The sequence below is a fragment of the Paraburkholderia sp. J8-2 genome (genome assembly GCF_905220195.1).
Lineage (GTDB): Bacteria > Pseudomonadota > Gammaproteobacteria > Burkholderiales > Burkholderiaceae > Paraburkholderia.
In genome coordinates this window covers 333,037-349,902 of record NZ_CAJMZA010000006.1, presented here as the reverse complement: position 1 = coordinate 349,902, position 16,866 = coordinate 333,037, and the positions used below count along the sequence as shown (strand labels likewise).

The window sequence follows — 16,866 nt, the reverse complement described above, 5'->3', positions numbered from 1 at the left end:
GTTACCACCGCGACCTATACCGCGTTACCCTTTGCGTCGCACTTGAACATGCGGGCCTTCGTGCTGATCGATGGGATGAGTCGCCCTTCGATTGTGAACGAGGATTCCTTGACCAAATCGTAGGTCTCGCTTCGGCAGGTGTTTCCGATGCGTATCACGTACTCTCCCCCAACAGTAGCCTTGCCTCGCGCCTCGTGGCATTCTCCCTCATTCGGGTGATCGGGATCTTTTGCAAGAAGGCACGAGCCGTCGTCGCTTATCGAAATCGTGTATGGCATGTATTGTCGGGTGTCCTTGATCACGAGGGGCTCGTCGGCCATCGCGACGTTCATGACACACGCCAAGGTGAGCAGCAAGGTTACCTTTCTCATTTCGAATTCCCCGTCGACCTTGTTTCGAATATTTGTACAGCTTCGGTGAAGGCGCGCATTCACCACGCGCTACTCCAGATTCCGGGGCTGCGCCGTGCGCCTTTCGAGCAAATTCCCGAAGAATCGCCCCTACCCTCGACCGCGGTCGTGGATCTTCGATTCCCTGGCCAGTTCTTGCGCCCGCGGGGCGAATCTTCATTGTTATGTTGAGTGACGATCACCGCCTTCCCTTGCTGCGGATGCGGTCTCCTTAGCCCTCTCGCAGACCATGTGCGCAGCGACTGCCTCATCCTTGAGGAAGATCACGACCGGGCCTTCACGGAAGTCACCACTCATTGTCCCGTGTAGCGCCTCGCGTTCGTCATCGGTGAGATTTCGCCATTTGGCAATCCAGTCGAATTTACCAAATAGCAGACCAGATGGCGCCATCGCACACGACTGTCCTATTGAGATGTCGTGCTCGCGACACCATCCCTCCGCCGCTCGAAGAGCGGCCCATGTCCCCTTCTGGTCGAATTCGACGCGCATCGCGGCATCCCTCTAACTATTGATGCAATCGGACAACACTTCAAACGGCCGAGCTCTCAGTGCAACGTGGACGAGATACTCGATTTCATATCCTCTTTCACCGTGGGCGACGGCGGTATGTCCGGAGCCAGAACACGAAATTGTCTACGAGTGCTGCAGCCGGTAGTACGACGGCGGCCAGTCCGATTAGCGCTCGCCAGACCAGCGGCCCTGTCGGATCGAGGAAATTCTTCGCCAGACCGATCGCCACCACGGCGCACAAGACCCCGAGGCTAAAAAACCCGAATCTGCGCTTGAGGCTCGCCTGATAGCTATGAAAATAACCATCGGGTACGAGAAATAGCAGGATCGCTAGAGCGATCATAGGTGTAACGCATATCGCGGCAGCGAGCATTGAGATTTCCTTGGCGCTTTAGCTGGACAAGCCAATTCCATTCGTTAGTGTGTTGTATTGGCGTTCGGTGCAAGTGCAGTAGGTACGCTCGCTACGAGCGATATTGCCGCTAGCCGCGATGGGCCTCCTTCTGTCACCTCGCCCAGCTATTTTTACTAGTGGTCCGCGATTTGATATCTCCTCGTCTCAACGACCTGGAGTTGAGGCGGCTCGAGCACGATTCCCCAAGCCTTCAGCAATCCGTCGAAGCTTGGCACTGATTGCGCACGCGGAGTGGGTAACGCAACGCCCGTCGCTCGATACTGAACTCGGTCTTTTGCGGCGGCACCTGGGCGAATCACACGCTCTAGCGCTCCATTGCGAAGGGCGTACTGGACGGCGTCCGAAGCAGTGCGGGATTTCATTAGACCGGAGGCCTCTACGTCGCAGACCGCCGCGCTGGGACGGTCACGAAGCCATGCGAGCAGTAGTTCAGCGTTTTCGTGCGTGCTCATGTCGAATCTCCCTTAGCGAACCGCGAAATTGTCGGCGATGATCCGACCGCCGAGTTGACTGGGTCGGACCTCGTGGACAGCGCGGTGATCTACCAACTCCGCGTCATCGCGAGCAAGCGCGCGGCACAGCAGAAATAGGCAGTGGACGTCGTCGCTCATCATGTGTTGGATGCGGGTGGCTTCGACTCAATAATAGGCACATGTGCCTATTCAAGCAACGATTTTCTTGAGCTTTTTCAGGCGCTTCTCTAACGCCTCGATCGCCCAGTCCGGGCAGGCGCGCGCACTGGGCTTGTCAGCATCGGTGAGCCACGCTCGGACGGTGCGTGCCGAACAGGGCCGCTGAGTCTGAGCGGCGATCAAGGCAGCGCTCTCGACCTGTGTGATTTCGGCTTGTTCGAGGAGCGCCTTGTATCTTTCCTGGTTGGTCATACTGGTCCGTTCTGAAGGAAATTTGGGCGCCGGCAAATTAGGCACCTGTGCCTAATCATAGCACCGTGTCAAACGCCCTCTCCCAAGGGTGTTAACGGCACGCGGGCGTCATTCTTCAATCACCAGCCTGCTGCTCTTTTCCACCCTCACGATTTGGTCCAGTGGTCCGGCGGTAGCGCTCTCCACGGCTCGGTGCACCGACTCTTGACGGGCAGTCCTCCTTGCGTCGTACTCTCGCGCTTGAGCCCTGAAGTGGCGCGCGCTGCGGAAGTAGCATCGATTCCCCCCGGTGTTTCCAGGCGCATGTTTGCTGAGGCTCCATATTTGCCGCGACGCGGAAGGTGCGTCCTTAAGAAGACTCATCCGACTCTCGTCTGAGGGGAAACGGTGCGTGCACAATCTCCCCGGCTCTGCGCCACAACAATCTCTCCATGATCGTCACGACCAGTCAGTGCCATGTTGCGTTTCAATGGCCGACTTGGTGGTTGCGATCTACGATGGCGCTCGCGGCTCCCAAACGGGGCGGTCGTGATTCGAGATGAGGGTGACGAGTGAAACCTGGTGGCTGCCAATATTTTCACCGTCTCCAAGGCTCGACCGTTTGATCGGCGATGTTTGCACCTTAAGATGTGAGTTAGCAAATGCGCGTGCGGCGAGTTGCTGCATGAACGATCACCGCTAGTGTGTTGCACGGGGTAACGAAGCGTCCAGGGCCTGCGGATGTGCTTCGTTGATTTCACAATCCAAGATAATGAGGTGTTGATTTGAGAAAGTCGCTGCTTGCCGTACTGCTTTGCGTGGCTTCCTTGCCGGCGTTTGCAAAGTGCCACATGGACTATATGTCGATTGAATACGCTGCTTCCGAACAGATGACGCATGTGATCGACCAGCTCGTCGAGCTGCCGCAATATGAGGCGATGTGCCAAAAGCTCCAGCGCTCGAATGCGGAAATCCAGTTTGATGGATGGGCCGTCGTAGAGGGGGGCTCATCTATTGGCTTGGCGACTTTGCGCGTGGTGGATGCGAAGACCGGTCTTGGCACCGGTGAATTCTCTGCTCAGAGTATCGTCATGAATAAGGATGCTGGCGATGAGGTCGCGCGGATGAAGCTGCAGCAAGCGACAGCTGACGCGCTAGCGGGGTGGGAATGGGGAGGTAAATTCGACAAGGCACTGGCGAGCTTGGTTACCGCACGGCAGAAGCTTCGCTGAGTATCACTTGAGTTGAGCGTCGGAATACGTGCCCGTGGCTTCATCGTGCTGCTACGGGCGCCGGACGTCTCGCTGGCCGCCCGGCAACACTGAAATCTTCGACGTGGCGAATACCTGGAAGGGCTGCGAGACTAAGCCGGGCGGGCGATGCGCGCGTCGATGGTGTGGGAAACGGAAGCGGCGCGCGTCGGTGGGCATATCAACTGTCCCGCCCGACAACGCGGAGTGGTCGGGCGAGGGACATTTTGTACTATTCGAGGGCCACCTTGAAGCTGGATAAACTCTGTTCGGCGCGGATCGCCCTGGAACCCGCGCTTCTCGATCGCGAGAATACCGTGGACATCTCTTCGGCCAATGTCTTCGGCTTTTCCATCGGGATGGGGTCACCCGCTCGAACGAATTCACCCTTAGCGCGGACGCGTTCAACGGCGCTTTCGTTCGCGCGCCATTCTTCCACTTTCCTTAAATCCATTCCCTCCTCTTTCAGGCGTCGCTCGACTGCGTATGCGCTTTGATACCAAACGCCGATCTTGTCCTTTGACCAGCCGCGGTCATAGCTACTTAACCCAAGCACCGGCGCAATCGCGCACGCTAGGGCGGAAGACGACACCTCGCGCTCGGAAACGGTCTTGTAGATCAGCATTGCTGCAAGCAAGCAACTCTGAGCGTGCCAGTCCGTCGGCGTCGGGGCGTCGACCATCCCCTGGTAGCGGCTTCCTGGATACTCGCCCTTGGCGACGAGTGCCATATATCCGAGTGATGCGGCGGAGTAGGCGTGCAGGCTAGGCATACTGGCCTTAACGGCGCGCCCAACATGTTCGATCAGGCGAAGCGTGTCTCGACGCTCCCTGACGAGATCCTCGTTGTCTTCAATATCGCCCTCGTACCGTAGTGGCAACATCTCGGTGATGGCGGGCTCGGCGAATGCGTCGAGACTCGCGGGATCGCTCAGGGCAAGTACAGCTTGCGTTAGCGTATCCACAGAGGACGGGGACCGCATCGCGGCTTCGACCTCGGTTTTACGCGAGGAAAACATGTGCGAAACACCGTGATGCCAGTGGTTGCCAGACGCAGGAATGCCCTTCTCGAATGCCACCTCCACGGACCACTCTCCATCCCAGTCGAAGGTTTCAAATATCTTTTCATCTTCGAGCATGCGGGAGTGTTGCAGCGGATCGAACGTGGTCGTAGCGAGGTAACTCTGACCACGCTCCCGGAATCCTGCCACGCCTACCAGTCGGCTACCTTCCCGGCCGCGATACAGACTGACGGTGCCGGGCAAGCGTTCGTGCTCCCAAAGGGTGTCCCCTGGCTCGAGACTCGGAGCTTGCTTCAGTTGCTGAAGTCGGTGACCATCGATCAACCAGAGGGGGCCGGTAATCTGCGTTTCTTCCTCACCAATCGGCGCTACCGGTACTGCGTCGCCGCACAGCAGCGCAGCCAAGGCAGTATAGGCTGCGCTCCCATCAGGATCGAATACCTGAGCGACGATACCCCCGAGTTTTTCCGCAACGATGCAGGTGCCCAGGATCTCGGCGCGCTCAGTGGCGATCCACTTCACTTGCCATTGTTGACTGCCACCGGTCGCTGCGATCAGGGCACCACTGGAAAGCGCATCGGTGAGTGGTTCGCACGCAGCGGGCATTAGCTCGCCCATGATGAAGGCGTCGACAGCGTCTGATGCGTCACCCAGCTTCCCTGCTTGCCGCAGATCCTGCGCAAAGTCGTCGGGCAGCATTGCGATTTGCGCGACGAGCTTCGGCCAGAGGAAAACGCTTTTATCGCGATAGATTGCCCACTGATAAGGTGGGACACCTGTTCTGAGCAGGCGCGGTGTCTGCTCCGGCCACGGCTCCCGGTAATTCATGTAGCTCCACATCTCGTCCAGAAATAGCCCTTTCGACGCCGCGTCATCGGCGACGCGCCTCATCTTCGCCTCCAGGCTGATATCGAACACCGCTAGTTCGACGAGATGAAGCTTGAGGACAAGGGTTCGAGCCGAAAGAAGATCAATTCCGTAGCGGACGAACATGCGCCACGCTACGGCATTCGAGAGCTTTTCCATGCTCAGTGAGCCGTCCGGGACCGAAAATGCCGCTGTCGCCTCGCTCTGCGCGTCATGCAGGCCGTTGTAGCCCAACAGAACAGCGAGGGCATTCTGAGCCTGCATCAGGGATTGGTCACCGAGCGGCCAGATCTTTCTCAGTGCTTTGGCGACCTTCGTGTACGAACCATGCTGGAAGTCGGCATGGAGCAACGGAATACGCATATCAACTCCTTCCGTAGCGCGGATGAGACAGCAGTGGCTGGTTCACCGTTATGCGCTACGCGGGGTTGTGTGCGTCTAACGGAAGTTGAGGGTATTGCGTCTCGCGGCACTGCCTTTGCCATCACCAGCGGCACGACCGAGATGGGCCGTTGCCTGTGATACTAGCATGAGAATTTGCTGAATAGCGTTCACCCGATGCGAGCTATTCTCGGACATGGAGGTGGAGTTTTCGATACATCGAGAGCCACAGGATGCGCGCCACCAATAAAAACGCCCGTCGACACCCCCCGAAAAAGCAGGGAGCGCACGACGGGCGGGAAATGGCGCGGAAAAGGCGAGGCGCAGATACGGAGCGCCGCCGCACTCCCGAGTCTCGGGAGCACGATGGACGTCAGTTGCCATTGAATGAATATGCTACGACGGACGGATGCGTTGCTTCCGAGCCTTGAGCACTTCCTTGGTGAAACTTGTTGGCACTGCAACCACCGAACCCAACTCGCTTGCCACAAAGCATCGCAATGCTGCGACATGCGGCGTCGGTCCGCTCGCCTCGCCAGCTCTTTCGCCGTGGCAAATGAAGGCAGACCACTCACCCACTATTGGCCCGCGCTTCGGGCCGACGCTTATCAGGCTGCGATGGATAATGTCGATTGCCTGGTCTCCATTCGTGGACGGGGAAAACGGCTCGCCTGTGCCGTTGTAGTTGCGAACAGCGACGTTTGCGCTTCCGACATGCCTGAAGATGGACATGGCTACGGCCCAGTCGAGTTCGATACCGAGCAGATCGCGAGCCTTTACTAGCTTCATGCCTTCCTTCTCTGCCGGCAGACAAATTGGTTCGCGCTCGCGACAACACGTGCTTGCCACAGCTTTAAAAAAGGCGTCTAACGCGTCGTGAGGTACCTGCCCCCGACGCGCTGGCATCGAGATTTGGTGGTCGGAGCGTTGGTTCGCAGCCGCCGGATACGAGAGCACGACTTCCTCGCGCAGCAGCCAACCGTGAGCCCGCTCTGCAGCCGACCAGTCGTGGGAAATAAATACCAGACCGGTTTCGATGTCGACGTAAGCGGGGAAGCTGGTAACACCCTCAAGCTCCCATACATACTCGTATCGAGCGGGGACCATTTTCAGCCCATACAAGCGAACTACAAACTCCCTGTCGGTCAGCGGCGGAGAAAATTCGTTCAGCAGGGGCTGGGCGGCAGCGGCGTCGAGCGTGGCGAGCATTGCGTCCATTCTCGCGCATATCCCCTGAAACGCTTCCACCAGACTTGGATACTTGCCGATCGCATCCGCAGCAAGGCGCGTGAGGGGTTCCATGCCTTCTGCGTGTCGGAAAATCGCCACTTCCACTTCGAACGTCAAGTCGGCGCACTCCTTCCATCGCACGAGAGCGCGGCCGTACCGACGGTCACGGAGGTCGCGAATAACTTCCACCGACCAATAGCCATCCGGCGAGCAGGATTTCGTCGTGGTGGCCAAGCTACGTGATAGGGCGTGGAAGTAGATATCAGATTGCGTCACGAGTGCCGTTTGCGCTTCCAGCATCTCGCTTTGCGTTCCAGGAGTGCGCGTGGCGTCAGCCTCGTTACCGCAATCTAACCCTTCAGAGAGATAGCGTTGCTGTTCCGCCCACCATGCGGAATATAGTTCATCCGCCTTCTCGTCCGTGTACTCACCCGGCTCAGCATGACCCGTACGTCTCCAGTAGGCTGCCTGCTCATCGAGCGGAATATGATCGATGCTGGTTTCGCCAAGTGGTGTCCGCCCCGAATAGCGTGAGAACAAGGGGGCGTTGCGCTCGGTCGCGGACTCGCTTTCGAGGCGAGTCGCGAGATGGCGCAACGACTTGTCCAGTGAACCCTGCCAGACACCGCCAACCTTCCGGCCGTCGTCGCAATAGACATTGAAACTGTTGCCTTTGCGAATGCCGTGTCCGACTGTCACGCGCTGCACTGTGGGAACACCTTCTATGTCGTAATCGTCAAACCCGTGCTGAGATGACACCTGGGTAGCTTTCAGCAGGCTCGCTTCATTCTTCCGTTTCATCGTTTCCTCCTTTGTACCGCAAAGCGGTAGTTTGAAAGGAGCGAGCGCTAGCGCTCTGGTGAGCAAAGCTCATCGAAGCGTTCGGGTTCCCGGGGTTACAGTGGGTGTCGGTTTGGGGACTTATCGACGCGTTGCGTGCAGGAACGTGCGTGTGCCCATCATCTTGCGATTTCATCGTTCTCCTTTTGTGCCCCAGTGGTGGTGGGCCGTTAGTAAAGGAGGGAGCGGCTCGCGCTCGGAGTGACGGGTAGTCATTCTCAACGCTTGGCGGGGAGCTCGCCAGCCTCCCGAAGGTTGGCGTGGCGAGCATGCATTGCAGGTTGATAGTGTGATTCGACCGAAGTCAGTTCGCCAAGCTGGGGCAAACGTGCTCGATGTGGTTTCCGCTTAGGAACCGCTCGACATTCTTCTCTGTTAGCGCGCGAAATTCTGCGGCCATGTCGCGGCTCAGATACGCCAGCATCGCCGCGTCGAAGAGACAGCGCTGCCGCCAGGTAGCGTAGAGGCCAACTTCGAGAACGCTGAATACCGGCTCCCGTCCGGCCCGCAGCTCGCGAACACAGAAGTTTTCGGCAGAAGCGATGATGGTATCGTCGGCCGTGTACGGGGTAGTCATTGAACCACCTCGAGCGGCGCCTCCGCGACATTACCGGAATGAACCGGCGTTGCAGCCGCTGAACGTGAGCGCGTGCGACGATGGACAATACAGCCACGCTCTGTTCGGAGCTTCGCGCGCCGCACGTTTAGGTCGGCAATCTCGCTCGGGGTGGCCTCGCGTTGCGTCATCGCTGCGCCCTCGCTCTCGATCGTTGCCAGTTCGTCGTGAATCTGTTGCATGCGTTTGGCATCGGACACAGGGGATTCCGGCCGATTCCTGGCCACCGTCAAGACGTCAGAAGGCGTGTTGCGCGTCAGCGCGTTTTTGACCATCCGCTGGAAGCGCGCCTTGTCCTGTCCGGGTCCGACATGGGCAATCGCCGCAGGCGTCGGTTTGCCAGACCAGGAGTTTTTCTCGCCCGCCGAATGGTACAGCACCACCTCATAGGCGTTTTTGCCATCCGGGCGCCCACGCAGCGCCACGTGGCCGATCGCCACTCCGTACACCTTGGCAACTTCCGTCGCGATGCCGTTGTATTCCCAGGTGATCTCCGGAAGGTGCACAGTGCTCGCGCTTGCGGCGGTTACCTTCGTTTCGGCTTTTCTGTTCATAAGTTCTCCTTGGTGCCCTATTTGGGCGGTTGACAAAGGAGAGCGCGCGCAATGCGCGGCATGATGCTAGCCACGGCCAACGCTCGGATGAGATTCTCTCATCGCAGCGTATTGTGTGTCGGGGAGGGACTCGAAGCGCTCCTGGCTTCTGCCGGGAGGCTGAGGCGCGGGGGCCCAGGTGATCAGATCTCGTGCCGATTGAACGGCTCAAGTTATTCTAGCGCACCTGTACCGATAGCAACAGTCTTCCGGGTCTGACTACCGTGGCGGGGTTGGACCCGAGGTTCTCCGGTCGCGGCATGGAACTGGCACTGGCTCCGCTACACTGCCCTTACGAGTGTGAAAAGGGGCCCGTCGGGCGCCCCAGAAGCGGGCGGCCCGGCAGGTGTGTTGATGGTTGAGGGATTTGATTCCGGCGATTAAAGCGTCGGTCCGAGTCGGGCGGGCAGATCGATTGTCAGTCGCTGTCCGTAGGACTCGCTCAGATCTCCGCTTGCAGAGACATCGACATAGAGCACCGCACCGCCGCGGCGGTTGTCGATGATCGACACGGATTTTCCGCGGTATCGCTGGATCGCGACCTCCAGTGCCGCAAAATCAGCACACTCGGTACAGTTGCCAAAGTTCCTGATTCGAAACCTCGGCTCCGCGGGGAGGCCTGTACGAGCATGCCCGGCATCAGACGTCGTCTGCGGGTGGGTGCCACCTTTATTAGGTTGCGAGATCAATGGTTTCTCCTTTGCTGCCCGGAAGGGAATAAATAGGTGTGAGCGAGCGCGACGCCGAACGCGTGAGCTAGGTTTGTGTGGGGCACGCGCCCGGTTCCCGAAGGAACCGATTTGCTTGTCCGCACTAAAGCGTTTGCCACCCGGATCGCTCGTTCGCGAATGCACCTACGTGTGCATCGGTCAGCCGAAGTACCACACAAGGCACTGCCTATACGCAAGTGCCTTCATCGACTCAGCGATCTCTGATTCGACAGCGCCGCCATCTTCCGCATAAACCCGCGTGCAGACTGACTCGATATCGTGGAGAAGCGCCACTACTGCTTCACCTACAACCGAGTCGGGCTCGATGCCCGCGATTTCAGGGTGCAGATCACGCCAGAAGCTCGTATTGATGGCATCCTTCACTGTTTCGGGCGGTTCGATGAACTCATCCAGATAGCCGTCGACCACGAACGCCATCGCGTCGGTAAGCGTCACCGTCTCGGCAAGGTCGGCGTAGGACTGGGCCTCGCTTATGAGGCCACCGGCCCGCTCGCCGCATACCGTGAAGGCTCCCCCTTGCGTGATGTACGGAACGGCGCGTGCGTCGATCTTGATCGTCGGTCCTACCATATCGACCTCAATCACGACGTTAGCTGCCTGCATGCGTTGCGCAGCTTTCAAAACGGTCTGGGCGATTGCGCTAGGGGCCTCGCTGTGCCCGGTGGACGAAGCGGGGCTAGAGGGCGCTCGAGGTCCCGGGTCCTCGTCCTCTGCATCGCAGGGAGTGGGCCTGTGGTGGATCTTCAACGCCTTGGTGGCAACAACATCGCCGGCATCGGCTTGACGCTGAACGAAGTCGATTGCGTCCTCGTCATACTCGAATCGGTTGGCTTCCATATCGCGCTGGATCTCTCCATATCCGGAATCGTCGATGTTGAACAGCCCCCAGCCCTGCTCGTCTGCGACCTTACTGTCCTCGACCGTCCAGGCAGGCACTTCCCCAGCTTCATTGGTTCGCATATTCATTTTTTTCTCCTTTGGTACCCGTGATTGGGTCGGTTGCAAAAGGAGCGAGCAGACAAGTGCCCGGCCGGACCGGTGCCCGGCGAGACCTTCGCCAAAAATCGCGAACGCCGTCACCACCGCCTATCCCCTTGATCGGGACCAGAGCGGCAGTGACTGCATTCAGGTTGCTGTTACACGAGCGTGAGCAGCTCGGACACGATCTCGTCCTTAAGGCGCGCCCCGTCACCGAACCAGGCACCGATCAGGCGCTTCTCAGGACTTTGGGCGGTTCGCTCGAAGTCGACGAACTGAGTGACCGCGTTGACGAGGCCCCACGCCGTATTACGTACGCCGGCGAGGTTGGACCCACGACCACTTCCCCCGAATAGCTCGAGGATTTTGCGGTACCCCTTCGACTCGGTCACATCGACGTCGCTACCTTTCGGCTGACGGGCAGAAAGAACGCCGGCGAGCGCTGCGCCAGCTTCGACGCCGCTCATCTGCACCGCAGATAGCGACTTCATGCGGGAGACAAAGCGAGTCCAGGACTCGTCCGCCATGAGACCGAGGTCCGACTTCACGACATCCGGGTCAAACTCCTCGTCGTGACGGATACGGACCTGGCTGCTGGCGTCGCGCGAGAGCGCGATACGCAGCGTGTTGTTGCAGACCACGCGCGTGCTAGTGAAGGTAGCCGTCGTTGCCATCGACCCGTCATAGGACGTCGCCAGCAACAGATATGCGAGGAGCCGGTCGCCGTTCACGATGTCATTCGCAAGTCCCGTGTTGGCCAGTACCCACACGGTTTTCCCTCCAGAGAGTGAGCCCGCGGTTTCGATCTCGAAGCCGGCGCCCTTCACAAGGCTGCGGAAAAACTCCAGCACCTGCTTCGGCTGTACCACGCGGTAGCGCTTGGAGACAACCGATAGTCCCGCGTGCGTATCGCTACGCATGAGCACGAAGTGCCCGTCGAGCTTGCGCAGGGACGATGCGGAGCTTTCCGGTTCCGTTTCAAAGCGGACCGGCCGGCGTAGCACTTCCCAGTTCAGCCCCGCGAGGTGTTGCCATTCCTCAAGGGACGCACCGGACCGCACTTTCTGACCCAAGCCGTGCCAGGGCTGCATGCCAGCCCAGGCCATCTCGGCGCGACCGAGGTCATTGATGGTGAGTTGATGCATTGCGTTTTCTCCGTACTCCGGTGAAAAAAAAGGCAGCCCACCGCATGCGGTGGCTGCCTTGGTTTCGATTTGATGGTGAGGTATGCCGTGCCGGCGAACTGCTTGCCGGCACAGCCTCCCTCAGGCGGCAAGTGCTTCAGCCTTTGGGGCGGCGGTCTCGACGGGCCGCCACGGAAACGGCGTCGATCCGCGCGCGCCCGCTGGAAGCGGCAACCGCTGCACCAGCGAAAGCGACACCACGTCCGATGGCGACTCCTTGCGGGGAAACACCGCCGTGCGCAGCAGCATCTTCTGGAAGCGCTGTACGGCCTGCTCGTCGGATTTGGCTTCGACAGTGTCCTCGGCGAACGGGTCGAGGGAGTATTGCTGAAGGTAGCGCCCCTTCCAGAAGTACTCGGGCGGCTCGCTGTCCTTCTTTCGCACATATAGTCGCGCCTCCTGCGTACCGCAGGCGGTTTGCACGATGCACAGCGCGCGAAACGGGATTCCCATGGTCTTTGCCATAATCAGATTTCCTGGAAAATCCGGCCCGGGATGGACCGGCTATGTTGCGTTTGATGGCCGCACGGCTGCGTCAGTGCAGGCGTGGGATCAGCGATTCGGCCGGGCACAGGGCACGCAGCAACGGCAAAAGAACCGTGCGGCGCTGCTCGAGCCGGGGACCGCTGATGCAGAATTCGATGAGGTTCAGGCGACTATCGGTGATGACAGTGCCATACACGACGTTGCTCGTACCCGTCCGGTTGTGAAACTGGAAGACACGTGCTTCATCGTGCTCGAATTGCTGCGTTTTGCTGATAATGCGTGCGATGAAATCCGGATGCTCGAACAGGGTTCGAATCTTCTGGAAATCGCGTTGCTGCAGTTGCCCCCGTTCGAACTTCCGGCCGGGAGCCTGAACTGGATCGGAGAAGCGGGATCGTGGCGCCACATGTTTCGTGAACTGCGCCGGCCCCACTACTTCCTCCAGCTCGATTGCCTTGAGAAGTCGCTCGTAGGAGCGATTGCCTGTATCAGGGACAGGAATCTGCATGATCTGCTCCGTCTCGAAACGGCGAAGCAGTCCCTAGCGGAGACATGCCCCGCAAGGGTTAAGTGAACGTTGCCAGATTGGCGGAGAAACCCTGTTAGCCGGATCGATTCCGGGCTGAGGCGTGAGAAGCCCACGGCGCAGCGGTAGATACAGGGACCGCAGATGATAGATGAATTCGCCTGACGCGCAGTCGGGCTTTGGGAATTGCTGAGTGCGCGGTGCGCGCAGGTGCCGTGTTTGGCGAGGTGAAGAATCGTGCCTGCAAGCAGGCGTGGGAGCATTATAACGAGATTTCCGATGTTGGCCAGCCTTCGTTGTCCATGCAATTGTCGCCGCAGGCGCGCCGCGCCGGACAATCGATGTGGCGTTCAGGAATTTGCATCGGCTCGAGTCCATGATTGCGCTGGCGCCCAAGCCCGGGCTCCGGTTGGATAGGGATATAGCAGGGCCGAACGGGGGATCCGGATGGGCGATTTGCTTTCGTTAAAATGCACGTGACAATAGCCCTGTAGACCGAAATCCGCCGCCAGCTTCTCCGGCGGGGAACCAAAAATGGGTAACAAGGAGGAAGGGATGAATCCCCTCTCGATGATTGGCTTCATGACGATCTTTCGCGGCATTGTGCTGCTGGTCTGGGCCAACCTGATGTTCAAGGCCGCGGGCCATTTCGATCCGCACGCAGCCAGCTGGGGCACAGTGCTTGCGGCTGCGCTGATCGTCTTCCCGGACTTTCGCAGCTGGCCGCGTCTGTGCATCGCCTTTGTGATGCTCAGCGCCGGGTTGCTGCGCTGCGCGACCTCCTTTTCAGAGGACACGGCTCTGCTGTTCGCCGTCTGGGCGATCTCGGGGGTCGCCCTCTACTTCCACCCCGCCAGCTACCGGTACCTCGGGGTTGGTGGTGTAAAGCCCTCTGATACGAAGTCAGCGGGCTCGGCTGGAGCGACCGTGGGTTCGGCGCAGGGCGCCGCGCCGGCTCCGCAGCCCTCCGTGAGCGCCGTGCAAGCGCCGAAGCCGAGCCAGCCGGCCGCTCCACAAACCACGGTGCACTATGACTTCGGCGAGAACAAGCGGGCTCCGCGGTACCGTTTCGCTGACATGACCGGGATGTCGGAGACAAAAAAGCGTCTGCTCGCAGCCTCGCAGGACATCATTGCGGGGCGTGGGAAACCGCGCAACGGCATCCTGGTGTTCGGCGATCCGGGTAACGGCAAGACAATGTTCGCTGAGGCGCTGGCGGGGGAAATGCAGGTGCCCTTCTTCTCGATCGCGTACGGCGATGTCAACTCGATGTGGGTTGGTGAGGCGGTCCAGAAGGTGAAGGCGGTGTTTTCGGAGGCGCGTAAGCTAGGGTTCGGGGTCTTCTTCATCGACGAGTTCGACTCGTTCGTGAAGAACCGCGGCGGCCCGGCTAACGGGATGGGTAATGGCAGCAATCAGGATCGCGACCTGACGAACGTTATGCTGACAGAGATCGTCAACCTGCGCGGCACGAAGATTGTATTGATCGCGGCCACCAACCTCCTCGATGATCTCGACGGCGCGAGTGTGCGTGAAGGTCGCTTCGACTTTAAGGTCGAGGTTCCGCCGCCCGACTTCGAAGCTCGGCAGGCGATCCTGCGCCGCTCGATCGGCGAAGCAATCGGCTTCGAGTTCGCCGATGCCGCAGCGATCGAGATGCTCGCCGAGCGCTGGGAAGGGTTCAGCGCGAGCCGTCTTTCCGCAATCGGCGACGCGGTGGGTGACCTGCGCCGCGACGGCGAGTTTTCCGGCAAGGTGACATTTGACATTGCCGTGCGCGCGCTACGCCTGCTGCAAGGACGAAAGGGGGCACTGCCCGAGAACGTCAAGTCGATCGACGAGATTCTGATGCCGGCGGAATCTCGCAATGCGATCCGGGATCTCGCGTTCAAGATGTCGAACGTCTACAACCTGGAAAAGATTGGCGGGCGCCTGCCGGCTGGCGTGCTGTTTCTTGGTCCTCCGGGCACAGGCAAAACGCAGTCGGCCATGTCACTCGCGAAGGACTCCGGCGCAGCGTTCCTCAAGATCACGGGTGCAGAGATTGTCGCGAACCCGGCGGCCTGGGACAAGCTGTACCGCACCGCGTGCGATATTCGTCCGGCGATCATCTTCATTGACGAAGCAGACGGTATCCTGCGCAATCGCGAATTTTCGCACTATGGGATGCTGACCGAGAAGATCCTCACGACGATGGATGGCGCTGGCGGCCGCGTGCGCGATGTGATGTTCATCGCCGCGACGAACTACTTCGATCGGGTCGACTCAGCCGCTGTGCGCGGCGGCCGATTCGAGGAGAAGATCGTTTTCGACGTGCCGGAGAATGAAGATATGGCTGGCTACATCCAGAAGGCGGTTGATCGCCTGAGCGAAAGCTGGGAATTGCCGGGCTCCATCCACGCAATGCTGTGCGAGCGTCTGCTGGGGCGCTCGATCGCAGACGCAGATGCGGTCATCCAGAAAACCGTGGACGCGGCGGCCGTTCGCCGTCTTCGTGAAGAGACGACGGATATCCGTGAGTCGGACGTAGAGGCGGCTGCGCGCGCAGTGCTTCTCACGCCTGGCAAGGTATAGCCCGGCGGACCTGGTATCATCCACGCGTGCGCCGGGTGCGCAGCAACAGCAACGCGCCCGGCGACTGATCTCGAATAAACCTGTACCGTTAGCACGATGCCAACATCGACGTCTCTTAATCCAGAAATCGAGGACTTGCTGAAACGGGTGGTCCCGAAGTTCGAGGCATACCCGATTGTCACTTCCGCCGATCTGCAAGCGGAGCTGCAACACCTGCGCGTGAGTTTGAGACCGGCCGACTTCGAGGTGGTACTGCACAAGCTGCGCTCGACGCCCGTTACGCCTCCACCGAAAGAGCTTCAGCTCGTTGCCGAAGAACTCAACAAGCGATACGCGACGCGCGAGGAGGTCCGCCAGGCCATCAGCAAGGTTTGCCCGCAGATCTCGACTCGCCACGGGCTCGGCATGCAGCGCCATTTCCGCAAACCGCCCTTTACTCCGCTATCCGATGACTTGATCGCTGCGATCGGACGGGTGTGCGCTGGAAAGAAGACCACCCGCGAGGATGTGCAGGAGGCCGCAGAATCGCTGGGCTTTCGGCTCTCGCATGCAAACGTCAAGGCCGCCGCTCTACGATTGCGCATTGACCAGGGTTTGGGTAGAGGCGTTGAGGTTCACGGCATGACTCAAGCGTTGATGCGCGTCACGGTCGGGAAGAGTGGCCCTTCAATGAATCCAGAAATCGAGGACTTGCTGAAACGGCTGGTCCCGAAGTTCGAGACATACTCGTTTGTCAATTCCGACGACCTGCAAGCGGAGTTGCAACACCTGCGCGTGAACTTGAGACCGGCCGACTTCGAGGTGGTACTGCGGAAGTTGCGCTCGACGCCGGCTACGCCTCCACCGAATGAGCTTCAGCTCGTTGCCGAGGAGATCGACAAGCGCTACGCGACACGCGAGGAGGTCCGCCAGGCAATCAGCAAGGTTTGCCCGCACATCTCGATTCGTCAGAAACTCGGTATAGAGCGCCATTTCCGCGAAGTGGACTTTACTCCCCTATCCGATGACGTGATCGTTGCGATCGGACGGGTGTGCGCTGGAAAGAAGAACACCCGCAAAGAAGTACGAGAGGCCGCAGAATCGCTGGGCTTTAGGCTCTCGTCTGCAGACGTCAATGCCGCCGCTCTACGACTACGTGTTGGCCAAGGCTTCGGTAGAGACGTTGAGATTCACGGCATGACTCGAGACTTGCTGCAAGTCATGGTCAGGAAGACTGGCCTGTCAATGCAGATGGTGATACATCGCGCGCTCGTAGATAGTGCGCTGCGAATGGGTGATTTGCGCACGTTTGCGTTCGATCCTCGCAGCGAAGACCCGCTCGCATCAATGGCGGCCAGTTACGGACTCGAAATCCTGGTGGCCCCGACGCGAGGCGGGACATCTCGATAAAA

16 protein-coding genes are annotated in these 16,866 nt (G+C 59.5%); 3 read left to right on the top strand and 13 right to left on the bottom strand.

Translation table 11 applies throughout. The features are described from left to right. Positions 1-14: 14 nt before the first annotated feature. The 4 genes from U5A52_RS17165 to U5A52_RS17150 all read right to left on the bottom strand — a co-directional run bounded on the left by U5A52_RS17165 (position 15) and on the right by U5A52_RS17150 (position 2,219). Positions 15-371 carry a hypothetical protein gene (locus tag U5A52_RS17165; RefSeq protein ID WP_321935556.1) on the bottom strand — a complete coding sequence of 119 codons (357 nt, stop codon included), beginning with the start codon at positions 369-371 and terminating at the stop codon, positions 15-17. Between the two features lie 201 nt (positions 372-572). Beyond that, on the bottom strand, positions 573-800 hold the full coding sequence (locus U5A52_RS17160; RefSeq protein ID WP_321935555.1) for a hypothetical protein: 228 nt from the start codon (positions 798-800) through the stop codon (positions 573-575). Positions 801-996: 196 nt separating this feature from the next. Then, a complete protein-coding gene (locus tag U5A52_RS17155; protein ID WP_321935554.1) occupies positions 997-1,293 on the bottom strand; it encodes a hypothetical protein in 297 nt (98 codons plus the stop codon). Between the two features lie 704 nt (positions 1,294-1,997). Beyond that, positions 1,998-2,219 carry a hypothetical protein gene (locus U5A52_RS17150; protein WP_321935553.1) on the bottom strand — a complete coding sequence of 74 codons (222 nt, stop codon included), beginning with the start codon at positions 2,217-2,219 and terminating at the stop codon, positions 1,998-2,000. 830 nt (positions 2,220-3,049) lie between these two features. Between U5A52_RS17150 and U5A52_RS17145 the strand changes: the two genes are divergently transcribed. Next, complete coding sequence (locus U5A52_RS17145) at positions 3,050-3,430, top strand: hypothetical protein (protein WP_321935552.1); 381 nt, start codon at positions 3,050-3,052, stop codon at positions 3,428-3,430. Between the two features lie 250 nt (positions 3,431-3,680). Here the strand turns inward: U5A52_RS17145 and U5A52_RS17140 are convergent, their stop codons facing one another. From U5A52_RS17140 to U5A52_RS17100, 9 genes are all read right to left on the bottom strand, one after another. Continuing rightward, entirely contained in the window at positions 3,681-5,699 is a 2,019-nt protein-coding gene (locus U5A52_RS17140; RefSeq protein WP_321935551.1) for a hypothetical protein, read from the bottom strand. Between the two features lie 414 nt (positions 5,700-6,113). Next, complete coding sequence (locus U5A52_RS17135; RefSeq protein ID WP_321935550.1) at positions 6,114-7,748, bottom strand: phage protein NinX family protein; 1,635 nt, start codon at positions 7,746-7,748, stop codon at positions 6,114-6,116. A 343-nt stretch (positions 7,749-8,091) separates the two neighbouring features. Continuing rightward, complete coding sequence (locus U5A52_RS17130; protein WP_321935549.1) at positions 8,092-8,364, bottom strand: hypothetical protein; 273 nt, start codon at positions 8,362-8,364, stop codon at positions 8,092-8,094. Then, positions 8,361-8,957, bottom strand: coding sequence for a hypothetical protein (locus U5A52_RS17125; protein ID WP_321935548.1), 597 nt, complete (start codon positions 8,955-8,957; stop codon positions 8,361-8,363). The genes U5A52_RS17130 and U5A52_RS17125 overlap by 4 nt, the downstream gene beginning before the upstream one ends. A gap of 419 nt (positions 8,958-9,376) precedes the next feature. Beyond that, positions 9,377-9,508, bottom strand: a complete 132-nt coding sequence (locus tag U5A52_RS17120) for a hypothetical protein (RefSeq protein WP_321935547.1) — start codon at positions 9,506-9,508, stop codon at positions 9,377-9,379. Between the two features lie 357 nt (positions 9,509-9,865). Beyond that, a complete protein-coding gene (locus U5A52_RS17115; RefSeq protein ID WP_321935546.1) occupies positions 9,866-10,693 on the bottom strand; it encodes a hypothetical protein in 828 nt (275 codons plus the stop codon). Positions 10,694-10,863: 170 nt separating this feature from the next. Continuing rightward, entirely contained in the window at positions 10,864-11,850 is a 987-nt protein-coding gene (locus U5A52_RS17110; protein WP_321935545.1) for a DUF932 domain-containing protein, read from the bottom strand. Between the two features lie 120 nt (positions 11,851-11,970). Next, positions 11,971-12,354 carry a hypothetical protein gene (locus U5A52_RS17105; protein WP_321935544.1) on the bottom strand — a complete coding sequence of 128 codons (384 nt, stop codon included), beginning with the start codon at positions 12,352-12,354 and terminating at the stop codon, positions 11,971-11,973. 70 nt (positions 12,355-12,424) lie between these two features. Beyond that, positions 12,425-12,883: a hypothetical protein gene (locus tag U5A52_RS17100; protein ID WP_321935543.1), complete on the bottom strand. Its 459-nt coding sequence runs from the start codon at positions 12,881-12,883 to the stop codon at positions 12,425-12,427. A 573-nt stretch (positions 12,884-13,456) separates the two neighbouring features. Between U5A52_RS17100 and U5A52_RS17095 the strand changes: the two genes are divergently transcribed. Beyond that, positions 13,457-15,475: an AAA family ATPase gene (locus tag U5A52_RS17095; RefSeq protein ID WP_321935542.1), complete on the top strand. Its 2,019-nt coding sequence runs from the start codon at positions 13,457-13,459 to the stop codon at positions 15,473-15,475. A gap of 96 nt (positions 15,476-15,571) precedes the next feature. After that, positions 15,572-16,864 carry a hypothetical protein gene (locus tag U5A52_RS17090; protein WP_321935541.1) on the top strand — a complete coding sequence of 431 codons (1,293 nt, stop codon included), beginning with the start codon at positions 15,572-15,574 and terminating at the stop codon, positions 16,862-16,864. The last annotated feature ends 2 nt before the right edge of the window (positions 16,865-16,866 follow it).